Annotated in this window: 13 protein-coding genes; 10 read left to right on the forward strand and 3 right to left on the reverse strand. The window is 47.0% G+C overall.

Annotated features, from left to right (window positions below; genetic code table 11):
* Nucleotides 1-143 precede the first annotated feature (143 nt).
* The 4 genes from ACY2RR_RS21425 to yihG all read left to right on the forward strand — a co-directional run bounded on the left by ACY2RR_RS21425 (nucleotide 144) and on the right by yihG (nucleotide 5756).
* A complete protein-coding gene (locus ACY2RR_RS21425; protein WP_490110231.1) occupies nucleotides 144-1565 on the forward strand; it encodes an ABC1 kinase family protein in 1422 nt (473 codons plus the stop codon).
* A 38-nt stretch (nucleotides 1566-1603) separates the two neighbouring features.
* Nucleotides 1604-2623, forward strand: a complete 1020-nt coding sequence (locus ACY2RR_RS21430; RefSeq protein ID WP_490110232.1) for a potassium channel family protein — start codon at nucleotides 1604-1606, stop codon at nucleotides 2621-2623.
* Nucleotides 2624-2683: 60 nt separating this feature from the next.
* A complete protein-coding gene (pta, locus tag ACY2RR_RS21435) occupies nucleotides 2684-4783 on the forward strand; it encodes a phosphate acetyltransferase (protein WP_490110233.1) in 2100 nt (699 codons plus the stop codon).
* Nucleotides 4784-4868: 85 nt separating this feature from the next.
* The gene (gene yihG / locus ACY2RR_RS21440; RefSeq protein WP_490110234.1) at nucleotides 4869-5756 is read left to right on the forward strand and encodes a 1-acylglycerol-3-phosphate O-acyltransferase, YihG family; all 888 of its coding nucleotides are present in this window, start codon (nucleotides 4869-4871) and stop codon (nucleotides 5754-5756) included.
* Nucleotides 5757-5827: 71 nt separating this feature from the next.
* Here the strand turns inward: yihG and ACY2RR_RS21445 are convergent, their stop codons facing one another.
* The 3 genes from ACY2RR_RS21445 to ACY2RR_RS21455 form a co-directional block, all read right to left on the reverse strand.
* A complete protein-coding gene (locus tag ACY2RR_RS21445) occupies nucleotides 5828-6478 on the reverse strand; it encodes a YiaD family glycine zipper/OmpA-like lipoprotein (protein ID WP_490110235.1) in 651 nt (216 codons plus the stop codon).
* Nucleotides 6479-6604: 126 nt separating this feature from the next.
* Nucleotides 6605-7252, reverse strand: coding sequence for an MBL fold metallo-hydrolase (locus tag ACY2RR_RS21450; protein WP_490110236.1), 648 nt, complete (start codon nucleotides 7250-7252; stop codon nucleotides 6605-6607).
* 24 nt (nucleotides 7253-7276) lie between these two features.
* Nucleotides 7277-8899 (reverse strand): NAD+ synthase, encoded by a 1623-nt coding sequence (locus tag ACY2RR_RS21455; protein ID WP_490110237.1) that lies wholly within the window; start codon nucleotides 8897-8899, stop codon nucleotides 7277-7279.
* A gap of 195 nt (nucleotides 8900-9094) precedes the next feature.
* On the opposite strand from ACY2RR_RS21455, the gene ACY2RR_RS21460 reads away from it, so the two are divergent.
* From ACY2RR_RS21460 to ACY2RR_RS21485, 6 genes are all read left to right on the forward strand, one after another.
* The gene (locus ACY2RR_RS21460) at nucleotides 9095-10687 is read left to right on the forward strand and encodes a sensor histidine kinase (RefSeq protein ID WP_490110238.1); all 1593 of its coding nucleotides are present in this window, start codon (nucleotides 9095-9097) and stop codon (nucleotides 10685-10687) included.
* A gap of 76 nt (nucleotides 10688-10763) precedes the next feature.
* A complete protein-coding gene (locus ACY2RR_RS21465; RefSeq protein ID WP_490110239.1) occupies nucleotides 10764-12137 on the forward strand; it encodes a sigma-54-dependent transcriptional regulator in 1374 nt (457 codons plus the stop codon).
* Between the two features lie 115 nt (nucleotides 12138-12252).
* Nucleotides 12253-12753, forward strand: a complete 501-nt coding sequence (locus ACY2RR_RS21470) for a GspH/FimT family pseudopilin (protein ID WP_490110240.1) — start codon at nucleotides 12253-12255, stop codon at nucleotides 12751-12753.
* Nucleotide 12754: 1 nt separating this feature from the next.
* Entirely contained in the window at nucleotides 12755-13192 is a 438-nt protein-coding gene (locus ACY2RR_RS21475) for a prepilin-type N-terminal cleavage/methylation domain-containing protein (RefSeq protein WP_490110241.1), read from the forward strand.
* Nucleotides 13189-14076: a prepilin-type N-terminal cleavage/methylation domain-containing protein gene (locus ACY2RR_RS21480; RefSeq protein ID WP_490110242.1), complete on the forward strand. Its 888-nt coding sequence runs from the start codon at nucleotides 13189-13191 to the stop codon at nucleotides 14074-14076. Before ACY2RR_RS21475 ends, ACY2RR_RS21480 begins: the two co-directional genes overlap by 4 nt.
* Nucleotides 14076-14528, forward strand: a complete 453-nt coding sequence (locus tag ACY2RR_RS21485; protein WP_490110243.1) for a pilus assembly PilX family protein — start codon at nucleotides 14076-14078, stop codon at nucleotides 14526-14528. The genes ACY2RR_RS21480 and ACY2RR_RS21485 overlap by 1 nt, the downstream gene beginning before the upstream one ends.
* The last annotated feature ends 10 nt before the right edge of the window (nucleotides 14529-14538 follow it).

Genomic DNA, 14538 nt, shown 5'->3' on the forward strand with positions numbered 1-14538 from the left:
AGTGTCCATCCCACAGCACGAAATGCCTGGGCACTTTCATGGAAAAATACAGGCCGGAGAAATATCGACACTATACATCAAACGCCGGGTCGCTCATTATCCCCACAAGAAGAATAACGATTCGAAAGCACACTACGCCAAGCATGAAAGACCGACACGGTAACTCCGTTGTTTCCCGCATCAAAACAGGAAGTTTTGAACGTCGCCTGCATCTGGCATCCGCCGGGCTGAAAGCGGGCAGTCGAATGGCTACCCATTTGGCCGCAAATGCACTGACCAGCAAAGATAAACGTCTGTCCCGTAGACGTGACATGCAGTCTAAACAAGCAGCCTATCTCGTGGCGGAAATGGGTAAGCTGAAAGGAAGTGTGGTCAAGATTGGTCAGATGATGGCGCTATACGGTGAGCATTTCCTGCCTCCGGAAGTGACAGAAGCTCTCCATGAATTTGAACATCAGACTACGGCGTTAAAATGGCCAGTTATCCGTAAAGCTTTAAGAAAAGAATTAGGAACAGAAAAGCTCGCTGAATTAAAAATTGTGCGAGTTCCTATTGGAGCTGCGTCTCTCGGGCAGGTTCACCGGGCGACACGGTTAAGTGATGGCAAACAATTGTGCCTCAAAGTTCAGTACCCCGGTGTTGCTGATGCGGTAGATTCCGACTTAAACGGTGTTGCCAACCTGCTGCGCCTGACCCGGATGATTAAAGCCACTCATGCTTTCGATGACTGGCTGGAAGAAATCCGTTCAATGCTGCATCGGGAGATTGACTACCTTGAAGAGGCTCGAACGACTCAAAGTTTCGGTGAACGGCTAAAAGACGACAAACGTTTCATAGTTCCTGAAGTGTTTCCTGAATACACAACAAAGCGAGTACTTACTACCAGTTATGAATCAGGGCTAGCAGTTACAGAACCGGAAATCCAAAACCTTTCTCAAGAACGGAGAAACCATCTAGCAGCCAGTCTTCTGGATCTGTTTTTTAAAGAGATGTTTGACTGGCACGAAGTACAGACAGACCCCAACTTTGGCAACTACCGCGTTCGCCTGAAAGAAAGCGACCAGGATTCAGACAGAATTGTGTTACTGGATTTTGGAGCGGTGAACCTTTATCCGGTCGATGTTATGACGCCTATCTGCAAGGTCATTGCTGCATCTTGGTATGGAGATGAAAAGCAGATTATCGCCGGAGCAGAAGAGCTGGGTTTTATCAGTGAAAAAATTCCCGATGAAATTCGAAATGCTTTCGCCAAACTTTGCCAGATGATGATTGAACCGGTAGCAGGCACTCACACACAGATACCCGACTACGTGCTGGATAATGAAGGCAACTACCTTTGGAGCAGCAGTGATTTACCCAACCGTATCGTTGGTAAGGCTACCAAATCGGCAGTCAGCCGATACTTTGAAGTACCGCCCAAGGAGTTTCTGTTTCTAAACAGAAAACTGATGGGCGTTTATACATTTATGTCGGTGCTGGATGCCCGCCTGAACAGCAGTAACATGCTGCACAGTTATCTTGATAAGATACCCGGGTTTTCTGTTATTCCGGAGGCTGTTGAATGAACCCTGTCGTCAGGATGTTCCTGAGGATAAACCTACACATGCTGCGTCTTAGCTGGGCAGTTCTGGCTCTGGCTCTGTTTTCGCACTTTGTTCTTTCCTGGGCTCTTTTAGAGCTGGTTCAGGAGACTGACTTAACGAAGCCCGACATCTTTTATTATTTCTATCTGGTTACAGCTTCAACCGTCGGCTACGGAGATTTCTCCCCCCGGTCAGAACTCGGCAGACTGGTTGTCAGTCTGTTTATTATTCCCGGTGGAATCACGCTTTTCGCCGCCATGATCGGTAAGATCACTACAATTCTTGTAAATGCCTGGAGACAAAATATGAAAGGACAACTGGACTTCAGCGGCCAGTTGCAGAACCACCTGGTTATCATGGGTTGGCACCGGGACAGCACCGGTCGCATGATCGATCTGATCTTTGGCGATGTGAAGCGGGAAAAACGGGAGATCGTACTGGTATCGACCAAGGATATGGAAAACCCTGATCCAAAACGTATCCATTTTGTTTCTGCTGATAATCTGGCTTCAGAAGATGCCTGCAAGCGAGCAGCCGTAGCAGACGCCAGCCGTATTATTATTACCGGCCAGAATGATGATAATACCCTGACCACCGCCCTTAACCTGATTGCTCGTGGTACACAGGCTCATATTGTCTGCCATTTTGATGATCAATCTATGGCTAACCTCCTAAAAGCCCATGCTCCTCAGGTTGAATGCCATATCAGCACAACAACGGAGATGCTGGTTCGCTCTGCCCAGGATCCGGGTTCTTCCCGTGTTCAAAGCCAGTTGTTAAATACCCTGACCGGCCCAACACAGTTCAGCCTTCAGGTTCCAGCAGATTTTCCCGGCTGCACGTTCAAAGAAATAATTACTTACTGTAAATCCAGTCACGATGCTCTTGTGCTTGGGCTTGCAGACAGTGTTCATGGTGATGATCTGGTGCTGAATCCACCAGCCAATCATCCCGTTTCCGCCGGACAACTGGTGTATTACATGTCTAAACACCGGCTTTTACCCAGCGAAATTGATTGGCAAACTGTGGTCAGCTCTTAGCTCAGAGATAAACTGACAATCCGCACTATTTTATAAGAACTTACAGACAGGTTTGCGGTTATGCATATTTTCTACATCACTCCCACCAGCTACGGCGCTGGCCTCACCTCTGTAGCTCTGGGGCTGGTTCGTGCGCTGGAACGAGTTGGTCTTAAAGTACGTTTCTGCAAACCTGTGGCTCAGCAACATGCGTCGGATCATGGCCCTGAGCGCTCTACTTTATTTGCACGCGAAACCCTGCATCTTGAACCACCTAAACCACTGTCGTTCAGCCATGTTGAGGATATGCTTGGCCAGAATCGCCGTGAAGATGTGCTGGAAGAGATTGTCAGTTTGCTTAACCATGCTGCCGGTGAACATGCCGATGCCATGGTTGTTGAAGGTTTAACCCCCACCCGGAATACTCCATGGGTAACTCGCTTTAACAGCGATATGGCTCGTACCCTGAGTGCAGATGTTCTGATTGTTTCGCGAGCCGATGAGAATACTCCGAGGGAATTGGCTGATCATCTTAGAATCAGCGCTGATAACTATGGTGGAGTAAGAAACTCTTCCATTCTCGGATATATATTGAACAAAATGCCAGACGAGCTGGTAAATCGTTTTGGTGCCAAACCCGGTGAATTCAAAGCTCTTCCCAAGATGCCGGCGAAGAGTTTTTCTCCCATCGGTCATATCCCCTGGAACCCTGAGCTGGCCGCTCCCCGTACCCGGGATATCTGCAATCGTCTCGGGGCCGAAATCATCAATGAGGGTACAATTGATACCCGGCGTGTAGCCCGTCGTATTCTTTGCGCCCGTTCGTCTGCAAAAATCACCCAGCACTTGATTGCCGGTTCATTAATTATTGCTCCCGGCGACCGAGACGACATTGTGATGGCTACCTGCATGGCAGCCAGCAATGGGGTTCCACTGGCAGGACTTCTGCTGACCAATGGCGAACAGCCCCCAGAAGGGGTTATGCGCTTGTGCCAGCCAGCGATTACAGCATCTCAACTACCGGTTATGCTGACGGACACCAATTCGTACGACACAGCTACGCTTTTGGACAGAATGAATCCGGAAGTTCCAACAGACGACGTCGATCGCATGGAAAAAGTGATGAACACCGTTGCGGAACATATTAATATTGAGAAGCTCCGCAAACACTGTGGTGAGCCTCATAAGCATTTTCTCACCCCGCCAGCATTCCGTTATAACCTTGTGGAAAGAGCCCAAAAAGCGGGTAAGCGCATTGTTCTGCCTGAAGGGGAAGAGCCCCGTACTATTCAGGCAGCCATTACCTGTCAGGATAAAGGAATTGCTAACTGTGTGCTGCTGGGTGATCCAGAGAGAATTCAAGAGCTGGCACGCGGACTAGACGTAACCCTGCCTGATGACCTGGCAATTATTGATCCGGACACTATTCGCAAACAGTACATTGCCCCCATGGTTGAGCTGCGCAAACACAAAGGTCTGAACGAGGCCATGGCAGAAGCGCAACTGGAAGATACAGTTGTACTTGGCACCATGATGCTGGCACAGGGGGATGTTGATGGGTTGGTATCCGGTGCAGTTCATACTACAGCGAATACCATACGCCCCGCCTTTCAGTTGATAAAAACCAACCCAACGGCTGGTGGTCTGGTTTCTTCGGTCTTCTTTATGCTGCTTCCAGATCAGGTAGTGGTTTATGGTGACTGTGCGGTCAACCCGGATCCAAATGCTGAAGAACTGGCCAACATTGCTATCCAGAGTGCCCGCTCCGCTGAAGCCTTTGGTATTGAACCAAGGGTTGCCATGATCAGTTACAGCACAGGAAAATCCGGTCAGGGTTCTGATGTAGAGAAGGTTCGTGAAGCAACCAGAATTGCCAAAGAAAAAGCACCTGAACTTCTGATTGATGGCCCTCTTCAGTACGACGCGGCTGCTATAGCTTCGGTTGCTGCAAGCAAAGCTCCGGACAGCCCGGTTGCAGGTCGTGCCACTGTATTTGTATTTCCTGATCTCAATACCGGAAATACAACCTATAAAGCGGTTCAAAGAAGTGCCAATGTTGTCAGCGTTGGCCCGTTGTTGCAGGGGCTTAACAAACCGGTCAATGACCTTTCCCGGGGAGCACTGGTGGATGATATCGTCTATACCATTGCTTTAACTGGCATTCAGGCCAGCCAAGACTGAAAGCTGTGCCTGTAACAAAAGTAAAACGATTAAAACAATAAAGTCTGAAACAATTAACGGCTGAGATAATTATAACGAGGTATACATGCTTAGCTTTTTGCCGCCGCTTCTGCGAGGTGTAATCGCCAGCTTGTTATTGGCAATCAATACGATACTGGTTTCTGTCGTGCTTTTTTCACTGGCACTTCTGAAAGCACTGGTACCCGTAAAACCCTTCCAGACTCTGTGCAGCAAAGGGCTGGATGGGCTCGTATCCTTCTGGATTAGCGTTAACAATGTAATTTTGCATCTGTGCAGCCCTATGAAGCTGGAAGCATCTGGGTTTGAAACACTATCCCTGGACCGCTCTTATCTGGTCACCAGCAATCATCAGTCCTGGGCTGATATTGTTCTGGTTCAGGTATTACTCAACAGGCGCGCCCCCCAGTTAAAATTCTTCCTGAAAAAAGAGCTGATCTGGGTACCGGTTCTGGGCTTGTGCTGGTGGGCATTGGACTTCCCCTTTATGCAGCGCCATACCAAGGCCTACTTAAAGAAACACCCAGAAAAGAAAGGGCAAGATCTGGAAACCACACGCAAAGCCTGCGAGAAATTTAAGGATCGCCCTGTTTGTATTTATAACTTTCTGGAAGGAACCCGATTTTCTGAAGCCAAGCATAAGCGACAAGGTTCACCTTACAATCACCTGCTAAAGCCCAAATCTGGTGGGGTTGGTTTTGTGATTGGAGCAATGGGGCACAATATGCCTTATTTGCTCAATATCACCATTCAGTACGAAGGCAAAGTACCGGATTTCTGGGATTTCCTTTGCGGCCGATGCCCATCAGCCAAAGTGCACATGGAGACCCTCGATATTCCTAAAGACTTTGTTGGCAAGAGTTATATGGAAGATCGGGCATTCCGGGCAGAGATGCAGTGCTGGGTAAACGATATCTGGGAAAAGAAAGACAAAAAACTAGAAGAGATGCACTGAGTTTTTCTGGTCTACATATTCAATAAAGAAACGGCTCGCATATGCGGGCCGTTTCTATTTGTACTCAGAGGTTACTGCATGGGTGGTTTCAGATCGATTTCCACCCTACGGTTCTGCGCCCGTCCTTCTGGAGTTTTATTACTGGCAATAGGCTGACTGGATCCAACACCATAAGAGGTAATCCGACTGGCCGGAACGCCTTGCTGAACCAGATAAGAAGCAACACTTTGCGCCCTGGCCTGAGACAGTGGCATATTGGTTTTCACCTCATTGCCTGTAGAGTCGGTATGGCCGATGATAACGACAGGGTTTTTGTCGTAGTTTTTCATCACACGGGCAACAGAACTCAGTACCGAATAAAAACTGGTTTTAATACTGGATTCATTACTGTCGAAAGTAATATTACCCGGCATTATCAGTTTCAGGTCATCACCATAACGGGCAACCTGAACTCCAGTTCCCTGGAGCTCTGAACGCAATGCGGCTTCCTGTTTATCGGTATAAACGCCATAGCCAGCGCCTGCCAAACCGCCAAGAGCAGCACCAGCCAAAGCGCCATCCTTGCCATTGGCAGCTGCCCCAATTACCGCACCGGCCAGAACGCCGATACCTCCATACTTGGCAGACTTTGCTGTCTGCTGTTCACCGGTATAAGGATTCGTGCTCTGACAACCGGCAACAATAACGCCGGTCATAGCCAGTACGGCAATCTTCTTCAGCATGAAAAACTCCTTGCAACATATGCTGACTACTTATTAATCAGCCACCATATTACGACTTTTTTTTCCCGCAATATGTCACAAAATGTACAAACAGCGCTGAGAAGATAGACGAGTAATGTCTGACAGTTAAACGCCCCTGATCACCATATTCTCACGGACTTCTTCACCAATCGTTGTATCAGGCCCGTGACCTGCTACAACAACGGCTTCTTCATCCAATGTATACAGCCTTGTACGAATGGATTTCTCAATGGTTGCAGAATCACCCCCCCAAAGATCCGTACGACCAATAGAGCGACGGAAGAGTGTATCGCCAGCCACCAGAAGCTTTTCATCACCAAACCAGAAGCTCATGGAACCGGGGCTGTGACCCGGAGTGTGCATGGCCACACCATCGCAACAAGGCAAGGCTTCATCATCCTTAAGCCAGGCATCAGGGCCAGGAACGGGCTTGTAGGGAACACCAAACATCTTGCACTGAGTTTCCAGAGCGTCCCACAGGAACTTGTCTTCTTTGTGCAGATGGATAGGCGCTCCGGTTTTTTCCTTCAGTTCACCACTGGCAAGAAAATGATCCAGATGAGCGTGGGTGTGAATCAGGGCAACAATAGTTAAACCATGGGCCTGTACTCTTTCCAGAATTACATCAGCATCACCGCCAGGATCAATCACAATGCCGCGCTTGGTAACCGGATCACCAATAATTGTGCAATTACACTGCAGAGGGCCAACAGGAAAGGTATCCCTGATCATTACTGGCTTTTGTTCTGTCATGTTTACTTCCTTTTACAACCAGCCTTACAAGCCCGGACGCCAACCATTAGTAATGGGATAGCGACGATCCTTACCAAAACCTCTGGAGGTAATACGCACACCAACAGGCGCCTGACGACGTTTGTATTCGTTCACATCCACCAAACGCAAAATGCGGTAGACCACATCCCGTTCGTAGCCCTGCTCAATAATGGCTTCGGCACTCATATCCTGTTCGATATAAAGTTCCAGAATTGCATCAAGAATATCGTAAGGAGGGAGACTGTCTTCATCCACTTGATCCGGTGCCAGTTCTGCAGAGGGTGGACGATCAATAACCCGCTGCGGAATCACATACGACAAAGTATTTCTGTATTCAGACAGACGGAAGACCATGGTTTTCGGTACATCTTTCAGCACATCAAAACCACCAGCCATATCACCATAAAGAGTGGCATAACCAACAGCCATTTCGCTCTTATTGCCGGTGGTCAGAACCAAGTAGCCTTTTTTGTTGGAGATCGCCATCAGGATCACTCCACGACAGCGGGACTGCAGATTTTCTTCAGTGGTATCACGGCCGGTTCCAGCAAATTCATCTTCAAGAGTTGCCATAAAGGCATCGTACATACCTTTAATAGGTAACTCTTTATAGGTGACGCCTAATGCATGGGCTTCCTCTGCCGCATCCTCTTTACTGATTTCTGCTGTGTACTGGAATGGCATCATGACCGCTTCTACACGGTCAGCGCCTAAAGCATCAACAGCGACAGCCAGTGTAAGCGCGGAATCAATACCTCCGGAAAGACCGAGGACAATACCTCTAAAACCATTCTTGTTCACGTAATCCCGCACACCGAGAACAAGGCTGTCATAAATACGGGCCTCCAAAGGCTTCAGCATGGCCTTTTCACTGTGAAGGAACAGGCCACTTTGCTGATCGAATTCAGCAATAAGCAGGCTTTCTTCATGGGTAGGTGCAGAAGTTGCCACCTCTCCATCCTTGTTCATCACGAAAGAGCCACCATCAAAGATCAGCTCATCCTGCCCGCCAACCTGATTCACATACACAACGGGTAAACAGTTTTCCAGACAGCGCTCTTTCACCGCCTGATGACGTTCATCCTGCTTATCAACATGGAAAGGAGATGCATTAAGGTTAAGAACCAGCTCCGCGCCTTTCTCCTTCAACTCGGCAGAAAGATCGGAGAACCAGATATCTTCACAGACAGTCAAACCAACTGCGATTCCCCGGCAATCAAATGTTTCAGCTGAACTACCAGGGTGAAAGTAGCGTTTTTCATCAAACACCCGGTAATTGGGCAGGTGCCACTTGGCATGGCTGGCTATAATTTTCCCATCACGAATCACAACGGCCTGATTTTCCAGAACAGGGCCATTACGCACAGGAATACCAACAACCAGATCAATACCTTTCACTGCGGCCAGAATTTCCAGAGCTTTCTCGATGCGCAGATCAAGACTTGGGCGCAGCAAAAGATCTTCCGGAGGATAACCACACAGGGTCAGTTCCGGGAAAACAATAATATGAGCACCGTGCTGAGAGCTCGCCTCCTCGGCAGCTTCAACGATTCGGCGGGCATTTCCCTCGATATCTCCTACCAGCAAATTCAGCTGAGCAAGGGCAACGCGCAGAGTCGCGGCCATGAGTACCTCAAATGAGTCAGATGCAAATGGTGAGTATTCTATAAGTTATTGCCCGGGTTTACAGTGTTAAAACGTTGCCAGTCTTCTGTGATGGCGTAGACGTCTTAGCAAACTCGGTAGTTCACGACAGCAGGGTGGATGTGTAGAATCCACCAAGACAGCGACAACAAGTATAAAAGCAAGAAGAGAAAGATATTGTCTCCCTACTCTATGCCCGCCGATCACGAACATTCTTTGCCTGATCGCGTGTACAGTCTGTACAACAGTTACCGTTTCCTATTGGCAATTGTGCTTTTTCTGATTGCCATTTTTCCGGGAGCGCCTAATTTCTTCGCTTCTGTCAGTGCCACCGATGCCCTGCTGTATTGCGGGGTTTATCTGCTACAGGTTGTGGGCATTCTAATATTTTTCCGATCCCTTCCAGGAAAGACCGCAATCTTTGGCATCGTATTTCTGGATATTATTTTACTGAGCATTCTCCTCACTATGGGGACCCATCAGGATAATGGTCTGACCAATCTTCTTTTTGTCCCTATTATCATCGGTAATATTCTAATCCCAGGTCGTACAGGCATTTTGCTGGCAGCCATGGCTTCAATATTTCTGCTGGTAATTGATTACTACACAGGATCGATTGGACAAACCTCCCAGCAGATTGACGCCGGATTAAAAGGTATCCTGTTTTTTGTCACTGCATTAATGATGCAGAGTTACAACCTGCGTCTTAAGAACACAGAGCAGTCGGCCAAGCTTAATCAAAACCGGGCCGTTGATTTACAAAAGCTCAGCCTGAGCATTATGCAGCATATGCGCACCGGGATTGTGGTTCTTCGCGAGCCAGACCAGGTTGTTATGATGAATGAGTCTGCAAATCATATGCTGGCTTCCGGCCAGAGTTCAGGCGATTTGTCATCTATATCCAAAAAACTGCAAACCGCATACTGGCAGTGGCGGGATAACCCTTTACTTCGACAGGAAAGCTTTCGAGTCACACCCGATACTCCAGATGTTCAGCCCAACTTTACCCGGCTGGCTTATGACGCCGATGTTTATGTGCTGATCTTTCTCGATGATAAGGCCACAATGTCCCAACATGCCCAGCAACTAAAACTGGCAGCACTGGGGCAGCTTACCGCCAGCATTGCCCATGAGATACGAAACCCTCTTGGAGCCATCAGCCATTCAGCCCAGCTGTTATCTGAATCTGAAAATCTTGATCAAGCCGATCAGAAACTACTGAATATTGTTCATAAACACAGTCGGCGTATGAATGACATTATCGAAACCATTCTCCAGCTTTCCCGAAAGGAAAACTGGAGCCCGGAATTGCTCGACCTTAATGCATGGATAAACCACTTTATTCATGAAGAGCATTTCTCAGGTTTTGATAACCCTCAAATCTATTTTTCGCCAATCGCTAAAGAACTGATGGCACGATTTGATAATAAGCAGCTTCATCAGGTTATTATGAACCTGTGCCTGAATGGCCTGCGTTACAGCATGCAGGAAACAGGAACAGCATGGCTGCAGTTAAAAACCGGTGTTAACCCATCAGGTCATCCATGGTTGGAAATCACTGATCGGGGGCCAGGCATTCCTGAGAATCAGCTCGACAGTATTTTTGATCCATTTTTTACCACAGATAAAAATGGTACCGGGCTGGGACTCTATATAAGCCGTGAACTGTGCGAGGCCAATCAGGCCAGTCTTGAGCTGCTCCCTCCAGGAAAGGAGAAAGGCTGCACATTCCGTATTTCATTTGCCCACCCGGGCAAGCGCATAGAATAAGAAGCCATTTGTAATTTTGTTAGCAGGATATCCATGTGCTCTGGCAGCATAAGGAAAAAATAATAAAGGAAGCGGTATGAATCCTCCACGCGTTCTGATTATTGATGACGAGCCAGATATTCGGGAGTTACTGGAAATCACCCTTGGCCGGATGAAGCTTGATACTAAAGCTGTGGCCACAGTGGGTGAAGCAGAGCTTCTTCTTGAAGAAGAGAAATTTGACCTTTGTCTGACGGATATGAATCTGCCGGATGGCAACGGTATAGAGCTGGTACAGTTTATCCAGCAGCACTGCCCGGAAACACCCGTGGCGGTTATTACTGCATACGGCAGCATGGACACTGCAATTGCTTCTCTTAAAGCCGGTGCCTTTGACTTTGTTTCAAAACCAGTCGAACTTCCCCGCCTGCGAGAGCTTGTGAATCAGGCATTGAAACTGTCGCAAACAAAAGCCAAAACAACAAAGATCAAGATGTTGGGAAGTTCGGCATCTATTCAAACGTTAAAAAAGCAGATTGCCCGTATCGCGCGCAGTCAGGCCCCTGTGTATATCAATGGTGAATCCGGTACCGGTAAAGAAGTTGTAGCACGAATGATTCACGAACAAGGCCCTCGCAGTGATCAACCTTTTGTTGCAGTTAACTGTGGTGCCATTCCTTCAGAGCTGATGGAAAGTGAGTTTTTCGGACACCGAAAAGGCAGCTTTACCGGAGCAGTATCAGACAAAACAGGTTTATTCCAAGCAGCCCATGGCGGCACCTTGTTCCTTGATGAAGTGGCAGACCTTCCTCTTCATATGCAGGTAAAGCTGTTAAGGGCAATACAGGAAAAGAAGATTCGCCCTGTTGGCAGCCAGCAGGAAGAACCTGTTGATATCAGAATTCTTAGTGCCACTCACAGGGATTTGAGCCGAGAGGTTCAGGATGAACGTTTCCGTCAGGATTTATTCTACCGAATTAATGTTATTGAGCTGAAAGTTCCTCCACTGCGAGACAGGGGTAACGATATCCTGCTTCTGGCTGAGCATTTTCTAACAAAACTTAGTGATGAGTGCGATACCACTCCTCCGGAATTGTCCGAAGCAGCAATTCAAGCACTATCCAGTTATAGCTACCCTGGAAATGTTCGGGAGTTGGAAAACATTCTCGAGCGTGCGTTTACGCTGTGTGAGGATGATACTATTGAGCCATCGGATCTTTATCTGAATAACCAGAACAACATCCAGACATCTGAAGAGCAGGCTCCTGAAGCAACTGCAATTCCACAGACCAATTTCGACAGCCTTGAAGATTATCTTGAGGGTATAGAAAAGAAGGCCATTCTTCAGGCTCTTGAAGCTACCCGTTGGAATCGTACTGCAGCAGCTAAACAGTTAGGTATCACATTCAGGGCGCTTCGATACCGTTTGAAAAAACTTAATCTTGATGAGCAAGAAACGACTATAGATTGAAATAAGCTCCTCTCAGTGGTCAGTCATCTGGCCACTACAACCACTTATCTCTTCTTTCACGACCGTGGCTGAACATTGAATAAAATGGATGCCAATAATAATTAGGTCGAAGCTGATGACTAGGGATGAGTTCGGTTTTACTCTTATAGAATTAATGGTCGTACTGATCATTGTTGCAATACTGGTAACAGTGGTAGCACCTGATTTCAGGGAGTTTATTGAAAGAAACAGTGTTGCCTCCCAATCCAATCAAATGGTTTCCCTGATACGGCATACCCGCTCAGAAGCAATTTCTCGTCGTGCAGACATAAGGTTTTGTAATTCTAATGTGGGACAAACTGCTTGTGCAGCAGGTGGAAATAATGGGTTCCTGATTTTAGATACCAGTCGCTCAGTTTTACCTCCTGGAAATCAAGTCATTCAGGCTTTAGCTCCAATACCAGACAGTCTTGATGATATAAACATTGATATCACCTTTGATAGAGACGGTGCTATTTCCGGAGTTCTTCCTAACATCATTGTTGCCAATAATGCGAACACGATAACTTCCAACATCAGCGTTAATGGTGCAGGCCTCGTCACTGTTGTTAAAACAATCCATGGAACGGTTCAATAGCATGAAAAAATCAAGCAGACAAACGGGCTTCTCACTGATAGAAATTCTGATTTCCTTGCTGATTTTAGCTATTGGGATATTGGGTATGATAAGCCTACAAAGTCACGCCCTTCAAGCTAACATCGGCTCGGAGCAAGACACTAGGGCAATCTTAATTCTTGACTCAGTGGAAGAAACTATTCGAAGCATGGAAGCCAGCCAAGGTAGAAATATCTGCAATGCAGGCAGCTTTGCTCCTTTTAATATAAATGCACAAACAATCGATCCAACAGCGGTTGTCTCTATGTTGGGAGGCGTCGGCGCCGCCTGCCCTACCTTGGCAATAAACGGAGTCAATACATTCACGGTGCAGGTGGCTTGGACAGAAGTCAATTCAAGAACCCCTAATAACAACGGAGCGGCTTTGAGAACTCTCACCAGAGAGGTACGAATGAGATGAATACGCTATATACAAGAAAACAATTAGGCTTAACTCTATTAGAGCTACTCATAGCACTTGCACTTGGCACCATACTGGTTCTTGGTATCACACGTTACGCAGTTGATGCATTGGCAACTCAAAGGACAAGCATTGACTTAGCAAACAGCCAGGATAGCGCCCGTGTTGTTATGAATAAAATCAGAAATGACATCCAAAGAGGTGGCTTTTCTGGTTGCTCCCCTGTGGCTGCAACTTCTTTTACAGGTGGTGATTGGCCAACGCGATATCAACGCCTCACAGACAAAGTTATGGTGAGTGGGACATCATCGTTAACCACAGCATTCCTTACCCCGCTCTTTGCCAGTGGAACAACAGTTAATATCTCTGCCGATCGAACAATGCTTACCATAAATCAAAGCCCAGATACTGACCCTACTACTTTTAATCAAAGGGATGATGACACCAGTGGCAGTAATAACAATGGATTAATTATTGCCAACTGTCACACAATGGAGCTGATTGATCCTCCTACCATTAACGGAGGAGATGACAATTTTGTTCTTGCATCTCCGGTATCAAACCTTTTCTGGGATATGAAAAACAACTCATCCGACTCAAACATACGACTATATGAGTACAGCGAGGGAGTCTACCAATTTAATAATGGAGAACTAACACTGAACACAAACGTCATGGTTGACGGAATAGAAAACGATGGCGTTTCCGTAACTCAACAAACTGCTCTTACGATGCCAGCTGGCACCAACAATCCCGAAGACTACTTCGCAGTCACTCTTAATTTACTAGATAATCTTAGAAATGATGTAAACGGGCCTGCACCTGCCGGAGAAATTGAGGAAGGTACTTTCACAACAATTATCAAGGCGAGGAACAGAAACTGATGAATTTTCAAAAACAACAGGGCGCAGTTCTTCTTGTTTCCATGATCATGCTGTTAGTTATAACTATTGTTGGACTGTCTAGTATTTTCAGTGTCAGCCTTCAGGAAAAGCAAGTGACAGCAATGTCTGAAAGCAGAGATTTTCAGAGCGAAGCCAATAGCCTTATCAATGACGCTATAAGTAACATCAAGGGTCAAGCAAACCCAGAAACCGAGCCAGCCGTCATATCACCTGTTGGCTCAACAACTATTGGAAATTCAAGCTATACAGATTTAGGTTTTTGCCTACAGAAGAACAACGCCTTTGACCCAAACGCTGGAAAATTCAAGTGTAAAGTTATCTCTACAACCGTTGGATTTGACCATAATAGCGATACAAATATTGACATTGGCAGCCCAACACACTCCTACAGCACTATTTATCGTTATAGAACTTACGAATATATTGATTAAGGCAAAGCTA

The sequence above is a fragment of the Parendozoicomonas sp. 2304DJ65-17 genome, from assembly GCF_058148445.1.